The 17574-nt window shown below is 72.3% G+C and carries 14 protein-coding genes; 8 read left to right on the top strand and 6 right to left on the bottom strand.

Annotated features, from left to right (window positions below; translation table 11 throughout):
• Positions 1–56: 56 nt before the first annotated feature.
• Entirely contained in the window at positions 57–1850 is a 1794-nt protein-coding gene (locus tag N4G63_RS26095) for a PEP-CTERM sorting domain-containing protein (RefSeq protein ID WP_314600682.1), read from the bottom strand.
• A 295-nt stretch (positions 1851–2145) separates the two neighbouring features.
• On the opposite strand from N4G63_RS26095, the gene N4G63_RS26090 reads away from it, so the two are divergent.
• Together N4G63_RS26090 and N4G63_RS26085 are read left to right on the top strand one after the other, a co-directional pair.
• Entirely contained in the window at positions 2146–2883 is a 738-nt protein-coding gene (locus N4G63_RS26090; protein WP_314600681.1) for a response regulator transcription factor, read from the top strand.
• The gene (locus N4G63_RS26085; protein ID WP_314600680.1) at positions 2864–4198 is read left to right on the top strand and encodes a sensor histidine kinase; all 1335 of its coding nucleotides are present in this window, start codon (positions 2864–2866) and stop codon (positions 4196–4198) included. The genes N4G63_RS26090 and N4G63_RS26085 overlap by 20 nt, the downstream gene beginning before the upstream one ends.
• Positions 4199–4204: 6 nt before the next feature.
• Here N4G63_RS26085 and N4G63_RS26080 read toward each other — a convergent pair whose 3' ends face one another.
• From N4G63_RS26080 to N4G63_RS26065, 4 genes are all read right to left on the bottom strand, one after another.
• Positions 4205–5335 carry a serine hydrolase domain-containing protein gene (locus tag N4G63_RS26080; RefSeq protein WP_314600679.1) on the bottom strand — a complete coding sequence of 377 codons (1131 nt, stop codon included), beginning with the start codon at positions 5333–5335 and terminating at the stop codon, positions 4205–4207.
• A gap of 188 nt (positions 5336–5523) precedes the next feature.
• Entirely contained in the window at positions 5524–7323 is a 1800-nt protein-coding gene (locus N4G63_RS26075; RefSeq protein ID WP_314600678.1) for a glycoside hydrolase family 16 protein, read from the bottom strand.
• 5 nt (positions 7324–7328) lie between these two features.
• Positions 7329–7997 carry a PEP-CTERM sorting domain-containing protein gene (locus N4G63_RS26070; protein WP_314600677.1) on the bottom strand — a complete coding sequence of 223 codons (669 nt, stop codon included), beginning with the start codon at positions 7995–7997 and terminating at the stop codon, positions 7329–7331.
• A gap of 17 nt (positions 7998–8014) precedes the next feature.
• The gene (locus tag N4G63_RS26065; RefSeq protein ID WP_314600676.1) at positions 8015–8680 is read right to left on the bottom strand and encodes a PEP-CTERM sorting domain-containing protein; all 666 of its coding nucleotides are present in this window, start codon (positions 8678–8680) and stop codon (positions 8015–8017) included.
• 272 nt (positions 8681–8952) lie between these two features.
• Between N4G63_RS26065 and N4G63_RS26060 the strand changes: the two genes are divergently transcribed.
• Positions 8953–9873, top strand: coding sequence for a hypothetical protein (locus tag N4G63_RS26060; RefSeq protein WP_314600675.1), 921 nt, complete (start codon positions 8953–8955; stop codon positions 9871–9873).
• A gap of 34 nt (positions 9874–9907) precedes the next feature.
• Here N4G63_RS26060 and N4G63_RS26055 read toward each other — a convergent pair whose 3' ends face one another.
• A complete protein-coding gene (locus N4G63_RS26055; RefSeq protein WP_314600791.1) occupies positions 9908–11452 on the bottom strand; it encodes an AMP-binding protein in 1545 nt (514 codons plus the stop codon).
• A gap of 307 nt (positions 11453–11759) precedes the next feature.
• Between N4G63_RS26055 and N4G63_RS26050 the strand changes: the two genes are divergently transcribed.
• The 5 genes from N4G63_RS26050 to N4G63_RS26030 all read left to right on the top strand — a co-directional run bounded on the left by N4G63_RS26050 (position 11760) and on the right by N4G63_RS26030 (position 17506).
• A complete protein-coding gene (locus N4G63_RS26050; RefSeq protein ID WP_314600674.1) occupies positions 11760–13331 on the top strand; it encodes a TIGR02594 family protein in 1572 nt (523 codons plus the stop codon).
• Between the two features lie 77 nt (positions 13332–13408).
• Positions 13409–14248 carry a hypothetical protein gene (locus N4G63_RS26045; RefSeq protein ID WP_314600673.1) on the top strand — a complete coding sequence of 280 codons (840 nt, stop codon included), beginning with the start codon at positions 13409–13411 and terminating at the stop codon, positions 14246–14248.
• A 104-nt stretch (positions 14249–14352) separates the two neighbouring features.
• On the top strand, positions 14353–15564 hold the full coding sequence (locus N4G63_RS26040) for a 3-hydroxybenzoate 6-monooxygenase (protein ID WP_314600672.1): 1212 nt from the start codon (positions 14353–14355) through the stop codon (positions 15562–15564).
• 65 nt (positions 15565–15629) lie between these two features.
• Positions 15630–16763, top strand: coding sequence for a cupin domain-containing protein (locus tag N4G63_RS26035; RefSeq protein WP_314600671.1), 1134 nt, complete (start codon positions 15630–15632; stop codon positions 16761–16763).
• A gap of 38 nt (positions 16764–16801) precedes the next feature.
• A complete protein-coding gene (locus N4G63_RS26030) occupies positions 16802–17506 on the top strand; it encodes a fumarylacetoacetate hydrolase family protein (RefSeq protein WP_314600670.1) in 705 nt (234 codons plus the stop codon).
• The last annotated feature ends 68 nt before the right edge of the window (positions 17507–17574 follow it).

Raw genomic sequence — 17574 nt, 5'->3', positions numbered from 1 at the left:
CGGGGCGCCGAGGCCGCCACGGCGGCTACGGCGGCCTCGGCGGCCGGCGCTGGCGCTCAGCGCCGCTGGCGCCTGCCGGCCAGCAGGCCCACGCCCGCCAGACCGGCCAGCAGCAGCGCCCAGCTCTCGGGCTCGGGCACCGCGCTGGTCAGGCTCACCGCGTTGAAGCCCTGCAGCTCGAAGCTCTTCTCGTAGACCGTGAAGGCCAGCAGGTCGGTGGTGCCATAGCCTTTTTCCAGCATGCACTGCTCGACATTGGCCACGCCCGTCACGTTGAGCGAATAACACGCGGCCTTGATCTCGAACAGCGGGTCGATGCTGAGCGAGGTGCTGTTGGTCAACTGGGTGTCGTCGCTCAGGCTGTAGGTGCGCTCGAGCAGGCGGCCCACGGTGCCGGTGAACACCAGGTCGGCTCCTTCGTCGAGGTCGAAGCTCACCGTCTTGCTGGCCGCGAAGGTCTGGCCGCGGTAGGTCATGGTCACGGCCTGGTCGAAGGTCAGCGTCACCATGAAGTCGGCGTCCAGGCTCAGCGACTGGCTCATGCCCAGATCGACCCCGCCCTGCAGGTTGACGACCACGCCGCCGATCGAGCCCGGGCCGGCGCTCACCGAGGGCTGCAGCACGTCGGCCGGCACGCCCAGCGCGGCCTGCGCGATGCCGCCGAAGTCGGCCGTGGCCTTGATCACCGACTGGTGCGTGTCCAGCGCCAGCGTGCTGCCCGACACGGTGCCGCCGCTCTGGTCTTGCGGCAGGGTCACCACCACATGGCCCACCGTCTGCGCCCCGACATTGATCGGCAGATCGACGCCCGAGACGATGGGCAGCGGCAGGCCCAGCGCCGACACGGTGCGCGACGAGGCGGTGTTCAGCGTCACGATCTCGAAGCTCTGGTCGATGTCGGCGCTGCTGCTGCTGGAGCTGCAGCCGGCGCCAGCGAAGCAGCCGGTGGCGCCGAGATCGTTGCTGGTCTGGATCACGCCGGTCACCGAGGCCTTCAGCGAGGCGGCCGACACCTTGATGCTGGCGCTGCTGTCGATGGTGGCCGTGCCGGCCACATGCACCGACTGGCCGCTGACAAACTGCGTGGGCAGGTTCAGCGTGGCCTGCACCGGCAGCTTCACGGCCACCGCGCCGGCCGTGGCCGCGGCCTGCACCTTGAAGCCCAGCTCACCCGAGGACGTGACCGCCACCGCGGCGCCGGTGCGGGTGTCGCCATACACCGCGGGCACGGCCGGCACCACGACGGCCGGGATGGCCGCGCTGTACACCGCCGGCACGGCCACCGAATAGGTGGCCGGAATGGCCGCGCTGTAGACCGCCGGGATGGCCGGTGTGACCTGCTTCTGGTAGGCCGGCGTGACCACCACGCCCAGCACCTTGACCGCCGGCACCGTGATGTAGGTGGCCGGCACGGCGGGCGAGATCAGCTGGGGCGCCACATAGGGCGTGAGTTCCTTGGACGGGATGGCCGGCGAGATCAGCTGCGGCGGCACGCCGGGGATGGTGTAGCCGGGCACCTCGGGCGTGATCAGGGCATTGGCCGAGCCGGTGATGCCGCTGATGCCCAGGCTCACCGGCGACGAGGCCGAGCGGCCGCCGCCCCAGGTGCCGCCGATCAGGCCGCTGTCATAGCGCCAGCCGCTGGCTGCACCGCTGGACCACAGGCTCTGGTTGCTGGTCTCGAACACCAGCAGGTCGTTGAAGGTCTGCGCCTGTGCGCCGCCGGCCAGGCACAGCAGCCCGGCCTGCAGTGCCAGGGCGACGGCCTGACCCACCGGACGGCGGCGCCAGGCCGGGCCGGCACTGGCCCGGTGGCGACGTGAAGAGGTGGCGGCGTACGGCGTGTGCATGTTGGTTTCCCTGAGCGGTGGTGGACTGGTTTGTCGGGTGCATCAAGCGCCTCGGCGTGCGTCGGGCCGGCAGAATCTGCCGGGCCGCGAGCGGTGGCTGCGTTGATGTCTGCATCGTCAAGCCAAGTGAAGCGGGCGTGTGCGACAGTGAAGCGGGGGTGCGAGACATGTAACGACGCAGGGCGACGTCTGGCGACGAAATGCGACGCGGCTGTCGCAATGCGGCGCTGGCGCCGGCGCTGCCGTACCATGCCCGGCCTGTCACCAGCCTGGGTCGAGCCAGCCGCCTTGCCCCATGTCACCACCGCTGGTCCTGATCGTTGACGACGACGCCGAGCTCTCGGCCATGCTGGTGCGGCTGCTGCAGGCCGAGGGCTGGCAGGTGCAGGCCGCGCTCAGTGCCGCGGCCGCCGAGCAGGCCATGGCCCGGCAGGCGCCCGACGTGGTGCTGCTCGACGTGATGCTGCCCGACGCCAACGGCATGGAGCTGTGCCGCCGCTGGCATGCCACGCAGCCGGCCATCGGCATCCTGATGCTCACCGCGCGCGGCGACCCGATCGACCGCGTGCTGGGCCTCGAGCTGGGCGCCGACGACTACCTGCCCAAGCCCTTCGAGAAGCGCGAGCTGGTGGCCCGGCTGCGCGCCCTGCTGCGTCGCAAGGCGCCGGCCGCCAGCCTGCCGACCACCCACTGGACCTTCGGCCAGCTCACCATCCATCTCATCCGCCGCGAGGTGCTGGTGGACGGGCGCGCCGTCGCGCTCACCAGCACCGAGTTCAAGCTGCTGGTGGAGCTGGCGCGCCAGCCCGGCGCGGCGGTGTCGCGCGAGCAGCTCAGCGACGCGGTGCAGTCCAGCGCCTACCGGCCGCTGGACCGCACGGTGGACGTGCAGGTGGGCCGGCTGCGGCGGCGTCTGGCCAGTGCCACGCCGGGCAGCGACTGGATCGAGACCGTGCGCGGCGAGGGTTATGCCTTCGTGCCGCGGGTCAGCCCCCCCGAGCCGCCGCGACGCGATGATCCTGGCGCGGCTTGACTCGCTGTTCATGCGCCTGCTGCTGGCGCAGCTGGTGCTGGTGCTGTGCTGCGTGATGATCTTCGGCTGGCTGGTCATCACCGAGCGCAACCTGCTGCAGGTGCCGCAGTTTGCCGAGGTGTGGGCGCCCTTGTACAAGAGGGCGCTGGTCGAGCCGCCCACGCGTCATCCCGGCCCGGTGATGGGCCTGCCCGGCGGCTACCAGAGTCATGCCGGCCCGCCGCACGGGCCGAGGCTGGAGGTCACCGGCTGGCCCTCGGCCAAGGTCTTGCGCGAGGCTCTGGCCGCACGCGGCGTGGTGGTCGACCAGATCTGGGTGGCGATCCCCGATGGCCGGCTCCGGCTGTGGACGCATGTGCAGACCGGCCGCGCGGACGGCGTCTGGTTCAGCGGCCGCGCACCGTCGGTGCTGCCGCGCTGGACCGGGCGCACCACGGTGACCTTCGGCCTGCTGCTGCTGGTGGTGGCCGGGGTGAGCTGGCTGTTTGCCCGCCGCGTCACCGGGCCGCTGCATCGGCTGCGCACGCGCATGCTGGTGCACGCCGAGGCGGGCAATGCCTCGGCCCCGCCGCCACCGGCCGGCCTGAACCGTGGCGCGCCGCCCGAGCTGGTCCAGATGGACACCGCCTACACCCAGCTGGCGCAGCGCCTGCAGCGCAACGAGCGCGAGCGCGCCCTGCTGCTGGCCGGTGTGTCGCACGATCTGCGCAGCCCGCTCAGCCGCATCCGCCTGGCCGCCGAGATGCTGCCCGAGACCTCCGACAACCACGATGGCGTGGTCGCCATCACGCGCAATGTCGATCACGCCGACCGGTTGATCGGCAGCTTTCTGGAGTTTGTGCGCGCCAGCACGCTGGACCTCGATCTGGAGGACGAGGTCGACCTGGCCGCCACGGCGCGCCAGGTGGTGGCGCGCTTCGAGCAGCCCTTGCCCGTGCTGCGCCTGGCGGCGCCCGAGCGGCTGGCCTTGCGCCGCGCGCCCGGCCTGCTGCTCGACCGGGTGATCGTCAACCTCATCGACAACGCCTTCAAGCATGGCCGCACGCCGGTGCTGGTGGAGGTGCTGGCCGATGGCGACGACGCCGTGATCCGCGTCATCGATGCCGGCGTCGGCCTGCCGCCTGGCGATGCCGAGAACCTGCTGCAGGCCTTTGCCCGCGGCGATGCCAGCCGCAGCGTGCCGGGCTTCGGCCTCGGGCTGGCGATTGCCCACCAGGTGATCACGCGGCTGGGCGGCCGCCTGTCGTTCGAGCTGGGCAGCACCGGCCACCGCGTGCAGGCCCGCCTGCCGCTGCAGCGCCCGCCCTTGCGATAGCCGGGCCTACAGGCGGCCGGCTTCGCGCCGGAAGGCCAGCCGGCACAGCATGCGCGAGCTCATGTTGGCGCCCATCATCAGCGCGAACCAGCGCTGCCTGGGCTGCACGAACAGCGCCGGCCCGCTGATGCCCGACCAGGCGCCTTCACCGGCGCTGCTGGGCATGGCCGCCGGGCCCCAATCCAGCCGGATGGCCAGGCCCAGGCCGAAGCCGTAGCCCGGGCCGCAATAGGCCGCCGGGCCGTCCACGCCCGTGGGCAGCTGGTTGCGAAACATCTCGGCCATCAGCGCCTCGGACAGCAGGCGCCCGCCACCCGCCACACCGCCGTCGGCCAGCAGGCGCGCGAAGGCGGCGTAGTCATCGAGTGTGCTGATCAGGCCGCCGCCGCCGCTGTCGATCCACGGCGCGCCCGGCGTGCGCCGGCCGATGGGCGGGATGGTGGCGTGCCAGGCGGCATCCTCCGGGTGGGCCTCGGCCAGGTCGGCGGCCTCGCCGGGCTGCAGTTCGAAGCCGGTGTGCGCCATGCCGAGCGGCGTGAACAGGCGGCGCTGCAGCGCCTGGCCCAGCGGCACGCCATCGAGCGCCTCGACGATGCAGCCCAGCACATCGGTGGCGTAGCCGTAGCGGAAGGCGCGGCCGGGCTCGGCCACCAGCGGCAGGCCGGCCACGCAGGCCTGGAAGCTGGCAGGGGTGAAGCCGCTCATCGCCGCCGAGATGCCGGCGCCCAGCCAGGTCTCGCGCAGCGCCGCATCGGCGATCTCGAACGGATAGGCCAGGCCCGAGGTGTGGCGCATCAGGTCGCGCACCGTGGGCGCGCGCTGCGGCGCGGCGCCGCCGGGCAGGCGCAGGTCGCGCAATGCGGGCAGGTACTCGCCCAACGGCGCGTCCAGCGCCAGCCGGCCTTCGTCCACCAGCATCAGCGCGGCCACGGTGACCACCGGCTTGGTCAGCGAGGCGATGCGAAAGCGCACGCCGGCATGCATGGCGGTGGCGCCATCGGGCCGCACATGGCCCGCGGCCTCGCGCGCCAGCACCTGGCCGGCCTGCTCCACCAGGGCCAGCGCGCCGGGGCAGTGGCGGGCGGCCACCTGGTGGGCCAGCAGATCGGCAACCGGGTTCGATGGGGCTGGGGGCATGGCGGGCTTCTCCGGGCTGCACGGCCGGCACCGCGCCGGCAGACGATGGCGCAGCATAGGCCGAGGCCGCCACCGCTGGCCGACGCCCAGGCGCCAACCGAACCCCGGAGATTCCCCGATGAACGCCGACCCACCGTGCGCGCTGCGGGCCGGCCAGCCGCGCTGGGTTTCACCTGCGGCGGCGGCTCTTACTGCATGACCGCCGTCTTCAAGGCCGAGTCCACGGCCAGCCGGCGGGTGTTGTCCCAGGCCGTGAAGCGGTAGGCCACCACGTCGCCGCGCTTCAGGCCTGCGGCGGTGTAGCGGCCGGTGCCGCCGGCCTGGGCCATGCGCACGGTGCGCGTCTCGCCGCCGTTGACGCTGTAGTGCAGGTCAACCCAGCCGCTGGCCGGCGCGCTGAAGGCCAGCATCGCGGCGCCGGTCTGGCTGGCCTGGCCCGACAGGGCGGCCGGGCGGGCGCCGGCGGCCGCCGTGGCGCCCACGGCCGGCAATGCAGCCGCGGCCACCTTCACCGGGCTGCTGCCCGGCACGCCGGAGTCCCAGACGATGTCGTCGAAGGCCATCTGGAAGGGCGCGCCCGGGTTGGCGCCGTCGACGCTCAGGAACTCGAACAGCGAGTTCATGGACTGCAGCGCCACCAGCGGCCCGGCGATCTCGGCCACCGGGATGGTGGCCGTGCCCCACTCGCCATTGCGCACCAGGCCGTAGGCGGTGGTGTTGGCCGGGAAGGTGACCCAGCCGTGGTTGGTGTAGGTGTCCAGGATGCCGATGCGGAAGGCGAGGTTGGCGGGGGCCTTGATCTTCAGCCTGATGCTGCCGTTGCGAAAGCCGCTCATGTCGTGCGCCTGGCGCGACTGCACGGCGCCGCCAAACCACTGGCCCGGCGCAAAGTAGTTCAGCGCCAGCACCTGGGTGCCTTCAAACGGCGCCAGGCTGCCGCCGCTCATCGAGCCGGTGTTCCAGATGAAGAAGTCGGCCGATGCGCCCAGCGTCTGGCCGTTGTTCACCGGCGTGGTGTCGGTGAACACGCCGAAGCGGCCGACCTCGGGCTGGATGCCCACGCCCAGCCGCACCTCGCCCAGGCCGTCGAGCTCGTAGACGCGCACATAGTCCACATAGGTCGTGGCCGGCAGGGGTGCCGTCACCTGTGCCGGCGTGGCCGCAGGGGTGAAGTTGCCCCCCACCGCCATGTTCAGCAGCAGGTAGAACGGCGCCTGCAGCGATGACGAGGCGATGGTGATCGGCGCCTTGTACATGTCGTACTCGCGGCCGTTGTCCAGCACCGTGAAGCGCATCTGCGTGTCCGTCCAGTACAGGCGGTAGGTCACGAAGCGGTTGGCCAGCGAGCGGCTGGGCGTGTACCAGTTCTTGGTCTGCCAGGCGGTCGATGCGGCACAGCTCTCGTTGCCCGGCACGCAGGCGTCCGGGTGGTGGAAGATGACGTTGGCGCCGACGAACTGGTCGGACGAGATGGCCGGCAGGCCGGCCGGCTGGCGGCCGCCCTGTTCCATGATGTCGATCTCGCCATTGCGCGGCCAGGCTTGCGGACTGGTGCCCAGCAGCCAGGCCGCCGGCCACAGGCCGACGCCGGTCTTGGGCGTGGCCATGCGCACCTCGATCAGCCCGTACTTCACCTGCACCTTGCCCGACGAGTCGATCTTGCCCGAGGTGAACTGGTTGCTGCCGCTGACCTCGCGTCGCGCCGTGATGGCCAGCGCGCGCGTGCCGGCCTCGAAGGGCACGTTGGCGATGGTCAGGTTGTTCGGGCTGTAGGACTGCAGCTCCTGGTTGCCATAGCCGCACAGGCCGATCTGGCAGCCGTTGCCGTTCGAGGCGGTCCACAGCGTGGTGTTGAGGCTGGCGCCGTTGAATTCTTCCGACCACAGCAGCCGGCCGATCACGGGGCTGGTGACGCTGGCCGAAGCGGCCGCGCTGGCGGCCAGCAGGACGGCGCCGAGCAGGCGGCCGATGCGGGAGGTGCATTGCATGGTGTTCATCCCTGGCGTGCGTGGGCCGAGCGGCGCAGTGCCGCGGCGACGATCAGGCCGCCGGCCAGCATCAGGCCGACGCTGGCCGGCTCTGGCACGGCCGCCGCCACGGTGATGCGGGCGCCGGGCATGCCGAGAAAGCTGGAGGTCTGCGGCGTCCAGCTGCCGGGGGCGGTGGTGTAGGCCCAGTCGCCGCTGTCGTCCTGGGTGGCGCTGATCCACTGGCCGGCAAAACCGCCGTCGGCCGTGGCCAGCAGCCAGTACGCGCCGGCGGCCAGTGCCCAGCCGCTGGGCGTGACCGTGGTGTTGACGGCCGGGTCTTCCAGCCGGGTGCTGTAGAGCCAGGCCGCGGCCGTGGGCGTGGCGCCCTGGCGGTGGGCGATGCCCAGCGTCACGCCGCCGCTGCTGGGCCAGTCGGTGTTGCGTTCGATGGCGGTCAGGATGGACTGCACGGTGGCGCCGCTGCCCAGCTGGAAGGGCACGGCGATGCTGTTGGCGGCGGTCAGCGGCGTGGGCCAGCCGTCGAGGTGGCCGATGTCGGGGCCGTAGGTGTCGAGCACGACCACGCCGGCGGCGTGGGTTGGCGCGGCCAGGCCGGCAAGCAGCAGCACGGCCGCCGCTTGCCGCAGCGCGCAGCCGCGGGCGCTGAACAGGGGATGGCGAGGCAGGTTCATGGCGTACCTTTCTGCGCTCAGCGGCGGCGGCGGGCGATGGCGCCCAGGCCGGCCAGGCCGGCGGCCAGCAGCAGCACGCTGCCAGGCTCGGGCACGGCGGCCGTGGTGAGCATGAACTGCAGGTCGTCCACCAGCACGGCGTTGGGGCGGCCGTCCAGGAGGGGGCCGACGGCGGTGCCGATCTCCAGGAACAGCGTGCCCGTGCCGCTGGGGATGGCCGCAGCCTGGAAGCTGATCTGCGACCAGCTGTCGGGGTTGATCAGGGCCTGGAACTGCCGGTCCAGCGCCAGCACGTTGCCGCTGGCGGTGAAGTACTGCAGCTTCACGAACGCATTGCCGGTGGTGCCGGCGTCGCCCTTGGCCCAGAAGCTGAGCCAGGGCGTGTCGCCGACGTTGGCTGCGGTCAGCGGCGGCAGGCCGCCGTGGCCGACCGAGTCTTGCAGCGCGATGGATGCGTCAAAGCCGTTGGGTGCGCTGAGCCGCAGCGCGTAGCTGCCCGAGTGGGCCTCGGTCGAGCGCGACGCCGGGCTGTTGGTGGCGGCCGTCAGCCAGCCGGCGGCGATCTGGCCGCCGCCGCCATCGGTCTCGAAGCCGCCGTTGGCAAAGCCGTGGGTGGTGGCGGCGCTGGCGGCGCCGGCCATGCATGCGGCGGCGATGACCGCCATGGTCTTCATCTTCAGCATGTTGTCTCCTGGATGCGTGGGCTCTGGCGTCCCGATGGAAGGCGCCGGCCTGCTGCCGACCGGCGACCCACTGGAAAGCGCTTTCTGAAATCGCTTTCACAATGCCGCAGGCTAGGCCTGCACATCCAGGCTGTCAATGTGGCGGGCCCTGAGAGCCCGGGGTTTTTTGCGGCCCGGGCCAACGGCAGCGTGGCCCTGGCGCCTGCGTGACGCGCCCCGGCCAGGCCCGGGCCTAAGCTCGCAGGCTGTCTGAACACACCGTCTTCCGCCCCATGAGCTTTTCCACCCCCATCGCCTTGTGCGGCCCGCTGCGCCAGCCCCGGCAGATGCTGGCCGAGCAGAGCTACGCCGGCCACACCTCGATCCACGACGACGCCATGGCCGAGAAGCTGGGCTTTCGCGCCGGGCCGATCGAGGGGCCCACGCACTTCAGCCAGTTTGTGCCGCTGCTGGCTGAAGCGTGGGGGCGTGACTGGTTCGAGCGCGGCAGCTTCAGCTGCCACTTCCTGAACATGGTGGTCGAGGGCGAATCGGTGCGCGCCTTCGTCGAGCCGCCGGCGCCGGGTGCCACCCGCACCCGCTGCTGGGCCGAGAAGGCCGACGGCACGCCGGTGCTCGAGGCCAGCGCCACGCTGGGCGCGCAGCCCACGCTGCTGGCCGAACGTTTGGGCCAGCTGCGCCCGCCCGGCCCGCTGGTGATCCTGCAGGATCTGCGCGTGGGCCAGCGTGGCGTGCGCGACGAGCCGGTGACCATGGGCGCCAGCCAGCACATGGGCGCGCTGTACCCGTTCTCGCTGGCCGACAAGCTGGGCAAGATCACCGAGAACTCGCCCTGGTATGCCTCGGGCGAGGGCGGCAACCCCTGGGGCCGCGCCATCGTGCCGCTGGAGATGGTGAGCGTGCTGGCCGAGTACACCAACGGCCAGGCCGGCTTTGTGGTGAAGCAGCCGGTGGTGGGCCTGTTTGCCGATCTGGAGATCCGCATGGTCGACGGCCCGCTGTTCGTCGACGAGCCCTATCTCATCCGCCGCGAGATCGTGGCCCTGGCCGAGAGCAAGCGCACCGAGAGCTACTGGGTGCGCTCGCAGATCTTCGACGCCAGCGGCAGCACCTGCAAGGCCGAGGTGCTGCTCAACCACGCGGTGCTGAAGGCCTCGTACGAGGGCTACGAGGCGGCGCGGGCGGCGCGCTGACCTGGCCTGCGGCGGCAGGCGCCGCCCGCCCGCGTCAGACGATCCGCGACGCGTGCCCGGCCCAGTAGCGGTCTTTCAGCAGGCGCTTGTAGAGCTTGCCGGTGGGGTGGCGCGGCAGTTCGGCGTCGAAGTCGATGCTCTTGGGGCACTTGATCGGTGACAGCTGGCTGCGGCACCAGGCGATCAGCTCGGCTTCCAGCGCGGGGCCGGCGTCGGCCATGTCGCGCGGCTGCACCACGGCCTTGACCTCTTCGCCGAACTCTTCGTTCGGCACGCCCAGCACTGCCACATCGGCCACCTTGGGGTGGGTGATCAGCAGGTTCTCGGCTTCCTGCGGGTAGATGTTCACGCCGCCCGAGATGATCATGTAGGCCTTGCGGTCGGTGAGGTACAGAAAGCCCTCGGCGTCCACATAGCCCACGTCGCCCAGCGTGGTCCAGCCCCTGGCGTTGGTCGATCCTGCCGTCTTGGCCGCGTCGTTGTGGTACGAGAAGGGCCGGCCGTTGGCGAAGTACACCGTGCCGGGCTGCCCCACCGGGGCCTCGTCGCCGCTGTCGTCGTCCACGATCTTCAGCTCGCCGATCACCGCGCGGCCCACGGTGCCCGGGTGGCTGAGCCAGTCCTTGGCATGCACCATGGTCACGCCATTGCCCTCGGTGCCGGCGTAGTACTCCCACAGCACCGGGCCCCACCAGTCGATCATCTGCCGCTTCACCGGGATGGGGCAGGGCGCCGCGGCATGGATGGCGCACTGCAGCGTGGCCAGGTCGTACTTCTGGCGCACCTCTTCGGGCAGCTTGAGCATGCGCACGAACATCGTGGGCACCAGCTGGCTGTGGGTGATGCGGTGCTGCTGCACCAGCTGCAGGTAGCGCTCGGCGTCGAAGTGCTCCATCACCACCACCGTGCCGCCCAGGCGCTGCACGGCCATGGTGTAGCGCAGCGGCGCGGCGTGGTACAGCGGCGCGGGCGAGAGGTAGCGGGTGTGCTCGGTCACGCCGTACAGCTTGCCGAGGATGTCGGTCATCGGCCCGGGGGCGTCGATGGCGGTCTCCTGCGGCGGCACGAACACGCCCTTGGGCCGGCCGGTGGTGCCGCTGGAGTACAGCATGTCGCCGCCGGCCTGCTCGTCGGCAATGCGGCGGGCGGGCTGGGCCGCCACGGCGGCTTCATAGTCTGCCCAGCCGGGGCTGGCGCCGTCGAGCATCAGCCAGTGGCCCACCTGCGGGCATTGCGCCGGCAGGTGGGCCACGGCGGCCTGCATGGCCTGCGAGGCGATCACCGCCTTGGCCGCGCAGTCGTTGACGATGTAGCTCAGCTCGCCCTCGGTGAGCCGGGTGCTCATCGCGGTGTAGATCAGCCCGGCGCGCTGCGCGCCCCAGCAGATCTCGAAGAAGCGCGGGTGGTTCTCGAGCATCAGCGCGATGTGGTCGCCGGCCTTCAGGCCCGAGGCCCGCCACAGCTGCGCCACCTGGTTGGAGCGCTCGTCGAGCTCGCGGTAGCTGATGCGCAGGCCGCTGTCGGCCATGATCAGCGCCGGCTTGTCGGGCGTGGCCTGGGCGTGGAAGTAGGGGTGCAGCACGGGGTCTCCTGGCGGTCGCGTCGCGTGGTGCGGGCATGGCGCCCGGCAGGCTGTGTTTCTAGCGCGGCGGCTGCGCGGCGAACAGTCGCCTGCGGGTCAATCGGCGCGCGCCGGCCCTCGTGTTTCTGGAAGCATGGGTTTACCCCGGGGGGCGGCCGGGCAGCCGTGCCGGCCTGGCCCGGCACGTTGCGGCTGACCCCAGCGTGGGCGCGCCCGATTTGCGGGCGGCCCCAACTGGCGGGGCGGGCCGGGCGCGGCTTCAATCGCCGCAGGCGCCCGCCATCGGGCGGCAGGAGCAGAACCCATGAGCCCAGTGCAGACGCACCGCGTGCAACGCGGCGACACCCTCAGCGACATCGCGCGCAGCCACGGCGTGGCGCCCGAGGCCCTGATGCGCGCCAACGGCCTGGACCCGGCGCTGGCCGATGGCCGCATGGGCGCCAGCCCGCGCGACCCCGACCGGCTGCAGGTGGGCCAGCGCCTGCTGATCCCGGTGGCCACGCCCGGCCTGGAGCGCCAGCACGAGGTGGCGCCTGATGAAACCCTGGCCGGCATTGCCGAGCGCTGGGGCGTGGCGCTGATGGACCTGCTGCGGGCCAACCTGCCCTTCCTGGACGCGGCCGGCGGCCCGGCAGCCCCGGCGCCGGCCCCCACCGGCGCGGTGCAAGGCGCGGCCGCGGCCCCCACCGCCGCGGTGCAGGGCGCGCCCGCGGCCACCCCGGCCAGCGGTCGGCTCGACCTGCAGGCCTTCACCGATCCGGCGCTGGGCTCGCATGCGGCGGCGGCCATCGTCATCGGCAGCGCCGAGGGCACGCGGCGGCCCGATGGCGGCTTCACCCCGGCCTATGGCGGCCATGCCGATCCGGGCAATGCCGCGCACAACCGCGGCTCGTTTTCGTACCAGCATGCGGCCAGCAGCCCGGCCGATGCCGACCGGCGCCAGCTGGCCAGCCTGCGCGCCACGCTGCCGGCCTACGAGGCCGCGGCGCAGCGCGCCGGGCTCGACCCTGCCGATGCCCGCCTGGCCTCGGCCTACCTCGACCTGTACAACCAGTCGCCCAGCGCCGCGAGGCGCTTCGTGGCCCAGCTGGGCACGCTGAGCGGCCAGCCGCTGGACTCGGCCCACCTGACCCAGCTGCGCGTGAACAGTTTTGTCGATGCCAGCACCGGCCAGCGCTTCGAGCTGGCCGGCGGCGGCCAGGCCGGCAGCGGCTTTGCCAACATCGCCCGGGCGCGGCTCGGGCGCACGCCCACCGAGGCCGAGGTGCAGAACGTGCTGCGCGCCGACCAGCAGCGCCGCATGGACGCCATCGAGAGCGCCCTGGGCCAGCAGGGCCTGCTGGCCGGCGCGCCGGCCGCTGCGGCACCGGCCGCTGCGGCGCCTGCGGGTGCGGCGCCTGCGGGTGCGGCCACGGGCACGCCGCGCCATCTGGACATCGCGCTGGGCGAGCTGGGCACGCGCGAGATCCGCGGCGCGGGCGACAACCCGCGCGTGGTCGAGTACCACCAGGCCACCAGCCTGCGGGCGCGCGACGACGAGACCTCGTGGTGCTCGTCCTTCGTCAACTGGACGATGCAACGCGCCGGTGTGGCCGGCACCGACAGCGCCGCCGCGCGCAGCTGGCTGCAATGGGGCCAGGCCGTGCCGCGCGACGCGGCCCATGTGCAGCCGGGCGATGTCATCGTCTTCCCGCGCGGCAACAACCCGGCGCAGGGCCATGTGGCCATCGTCTCCGAGGTGCTGGCCGATGGCCAGGTGCGTGTGGTGGGCGGCAACCAGCGTGGCGAGCTGCAGGCCGACGGCACGCGGCCCGATGCGGTGACCGAATCGGTGCGGCGCCTGGACGATGCGCTGGGCGTGCGCCGCGCACCCTGAGGGCGAGGCCTAACAGCGCGGCAGACCGTGCGCGCTTCGCCGATACTGCCGGCCGTCCCCCGCCAACCCCTGTGCCCATGACCCTGCGTGGCCTGCTTGCGCTCAGCCTGATCCTCACCGCGCCCTTCGCTGCCCAGGCCGCCCAGGCCGCTCAGCCCGCCAAGCCCGGCCAGGCGGCGTCGTCGGCCCCGGCGGCCCCGGCCCTGCCCACACGCCTGGCCTGCACCCCCGATCCAGGCCACCGCGTGGCCTTGAGCCTGGACGCGCAGGGCGTGCCGCTGGGTGCCAGCGTGGCGGTGGCGGCCGGCGCGCGCGAATGCGATCTGACCACTTCGGGCGCGCCGGTGCTGCAGGCCGATGGCCGCTGGCGCTTTGCCTGGCGCGACGAGCGCCTGGGCAGCGAGCAGCTGCTGATCGTGCAGCGCGGCCCGGCGCACTACCGCATCGCGCTGCAGCCGGCGGCCTGCGGTGCGCTGCAGCTGCCCGCGTTTTTTGTGCTGGCGGCCCAGGCCCCGGGCTGCAGCGTGACAGTCGACCGCCAGGCGGCCTTTGCCCAGTTCTGGCAGGCGCTGCGTGAGGCCCTCGCGCGCGACGACGGCGCGGCGCTGCAAGGCCTGTCGCTGCCCCGGCTGTCCTTCGTCGAGGGCCCCGACGAGGTGACGGCGCCGGCCAGCGTGATGCGCCAGGCCGCGCGCTGCGTGCCCGGCGTGCCGGCGCCGGTGCAGCGCCTCAGCCTGGGCAGCCTGCTGCAGGCCGCCGAGGCGCCGCGCCTGGACATGCCGCCGCTGCACCTGCGCCAGAACCGCGAGATCAGCGTGGCCGGCGCGATGACGCTGGCCTGGACGCCGCAGGGCTGGCGCATCCAGGGCTTCAACGCCTCGCCCTCGGTGATGCGCGACTGCCAGCGCGGCCGCTGACCCCACCCCGACACCCCCCGAGGCGGGTTTACCCGCGTGCTGCGCCGGCGATGCTTCACTACACTGATCATCAGTGTGCTGATTAAATAACCGGAGCAGGCAGCATGGCCAGCGCAGCGTCTTCCGTGGTGTCGGGCCCGCCCGTGCTGGTGGCCGGTGGTGGCATTGGCGGCCTGGCCGCGGCGCTGGCCCTGGTGCGCCAGGGCTTCGCAGTCAAGGTGCTGGAGCAGGCGGCCGAGATCGGCGAGATCGGCGCCGGCATCCAGCTCGGGCCCAACGCCTTCCATGCCTTTGATGCGCTGGGCGTGGGCCCGCAGGCGCGCAGCCGCGCCGTCTACACCGACTGCATGGTGATGCACGACGCCATCGACGAACACGAGGTCGGCCGCATCCCCACCGGCGAGGCCTTTCGCCAGCGTTTCGGCAACCCCTATGCGGTGATCCACCGGGTGGATGTGCACCGCTCGCTGCTGGCGGGCGCGCAAGACAGCGGCCGCGTCGAGTTCCTCACCGCCACGCGGGCCGAGCGCATCGAGCAGGATGCCGACGGCGTGACCGTGACCGACCAGCACGGTGCCAGCCACCGCGGCGTGGCGCTGATCGGCGCCGATGGCGTCAAGAGCGTGGTGCGTCAGCAGTTCGTGGGTGATGCGGCGCGCGTGACCGGCCATGTGGTCTACCGCGCGGTGGTTGACAGGCAGGACTTTCCGCCCGACCTGCAGTGGAACGCCGCCAGCATCTGGGTGGGCCCCCACTGCCACCTGGTGCACTACCCGCTGCGCGGTGGCGAGCAGTACAACGTGGTGGTCACCTTTCACAGCCGCCAGCCCGAGCAGTGGGGCGTCAGCGAGGGCAGCCGGGACGAGGTGCAGAGCTACTTCCAGGGCCTCTGCCCCAGGGCCCGCCAGCTGATCGACCTGCCCCGCAGCTGGAAGCGCTGGGCCACCGCCGACCGCGAGCCCATCGGCCAGTGGACGTTTGGCCGCGTCACGCTGCTGGGCGATGCCGCGCACCCCACCACGCAGTACATGGCCCAGGGCGCCTGCATGGCGCTTGAAGACGCCGTGACCCTGGGCCAGGCGCTGCGCCGCCATGGCAATGACTGGGCGCAGGCGCTCGCGCTGTACCAGCGCAGCCGCGTCACGCGCACCGCGCGCATCGTGCTCAGCTCGCGCGAGATGGGGCGCCTCTATCACGCCAAGGGCTTGGAACGCCTGGTGCGCAACGCGCTGTGGCAGGGCCGCACGCCCGAACGCTTTTACGACGCGATGGAATGGCTTTATGGCTGGAACGCATCCAACTGCCTGGCCGATTGAGCCGGCCCCGCAGCGCCTGCGGCGCGTGCCCGGCAAGGCGGCTTGCTTTCTGACGGAGAACTGCGATGGGTGATGAGCTCGCTCTCGGCCGGCTGGAAGACCTGCCGGCCGACTACGTGGCCGAACTGCGGGCGCTGAACCTGGTGCCGCTGTGGCCCAGCCTGCGCGCCGTGCTGCCGCCGGCCAGGCCGCGGCCGGCCACGCAGGCCACGCACTGGTCTTACCAGGCGCTGCGTCCGCTGCTGCTGCGCGCCGGCGAGCTGACGCCCATCGAGAAGGCCGAGCGCCGCGTGCTGGTGCTGGCCAACCCCGGCCACGGGCGCGAGAACATGAAGGCCAGCCCGGCCATGTACCTGGGCATGCAGCTGCTGCTGCCCGGTGAATGGGCACCCAGCCACCGCCACACGCCCAATGCCGTGCGCATGGTGGTGGAAGGCGAGGGCGCCTGGACCACGGTGGACGGCGAGCAGTGCCCGATGCTGCGCGGCGACCTGATCCTCACGCCCACCGGCCTGTGGCACGAGCACGGCCACGACGGCAGCGCGCCCGTGGTGTGGCTGGACGTGCTGGATCTGCCGCTGGTCTACTACATGGAGGCCAGCTACCACGTCAACGGTTCGCGCCAGGCCCTGCGCGACCGGCGGGCCGATGCCGGCGTGGCGGCGCCCCCCGCCGGGCAGCCGGCCGATGGCGCACCGGCAGGCCTGGGTTCGGGCCAGGGTGCTTGCCATGGTTCGGGCCATGGTTCGGGCCTGGTGCCCACGCCGGTGTTCGGCGACGCCGTGCAGCGCTACCCGATGCTGCGCTACCCCTGGGCCCAGGCCCGCGCGGCGCTGCTGGCGCTGGCCGATGCGCAGCCCGCGCGGGCCACGGTGCAGCTCACCTATGTGAACCCCGAGACCGGTGACGACGCCGAGAACATCCTCGGCTTCCACGCGCTGATGCTGCGCCCGGGCCAGACGCTCACCCTGCCGGCCAGCTCACCGGCCCAGGTCTTCCATCTGATCGAGGGCGGCGTCGATGTGCAGGTGGCCACCGACCCGCCCAAAGCCTTCACGCTGGCCGAGGCCGACACCTGCTGTGCGCCGGGCTACACGCCGGTCACGCTGCGCAATCGCGCGGGCAACACGCCGGCCTTCGTGTTCGTGGCCGACGAGTCGCCGCTGCACCGCAAGCTGGGCGTCCTCGAGACGCGCTGACCTCACCCCTCCTCATGTTGCTCTCAGCCCTGAACCCCATGACCCCCACCTACCTCTGGGCCCCGCCGCCCGTCGTTTCGCTGCCGGTGAGCGGCCGTGGCGAGCGCCTGCCGGTCAACCGCGTGTTCTGCGTCGGCCGCAACTACCACGCGCATGCGCTCGAGATGGGCAAGCCGGTCGACAAGCGCGTCGAGCGGCCGTTCTACTTCACCAAGTCGCCCCAGGCCGTGGTGGCGAGCGGGGTCACCGTGGCCTACCCGCCCGAGACCACCAGCTACCACCACGAGATCGAGCTGGTGCTGGTGGTGGGCCAGGCGGGCTTTCGCATCGCGGCGGCGCAGGCCCACGCGCACATCTTTGGCTATGCCTGCGGGCTGGACATGACCCGCCGCGATCTGCAGCTGGCCGCCCGCGACAAGGGCCGGCCCTGGGATCTGGGCAAGGACGTCGAACAATCGGCCGTGTGCTCGGCCGTGCTGCCGATGCCCGGCGTGGTGATCGAACACGCCGCCATCGCACTGTCGGTCAACGGCATCACCCGGCAGCAATCCGACGTGAACCAGCTGATCTGGAACCTGCGCGAGATCCTGGCCGATCTGTCGCTGTTCTACCACCTGCAGCCCGGTGACCTGATCTTCACCGGCACGCCCGAGGGCGTGGGCGCGGTGCAGCCGGGCGACCGCCTCAGCGGCCAGGTGGCCGGTGTGGGCGAGGTGGCGCTGACGGTGGGCCCGCCGGCGTGAATGGGCTGAGAGGCTGAGAGGCCGGCGCCGGGCCGCCAGGTGCGGGCCGCCAAGTGCCCGCCGCCAAG

Origin of the sequence: Aquabacterium sp. OR-4 (assembly GCF_025290835.2) — a bacterium.
GTDB lineage: Bacteria > Pseudomonadota > Gammaproteobacteria > Burkholderiales > Burkholderiaceae_C > Pseudaquabacterium.
This window is presented reverse-complemented; position numbering and strand designations above follow the sequence as displayed.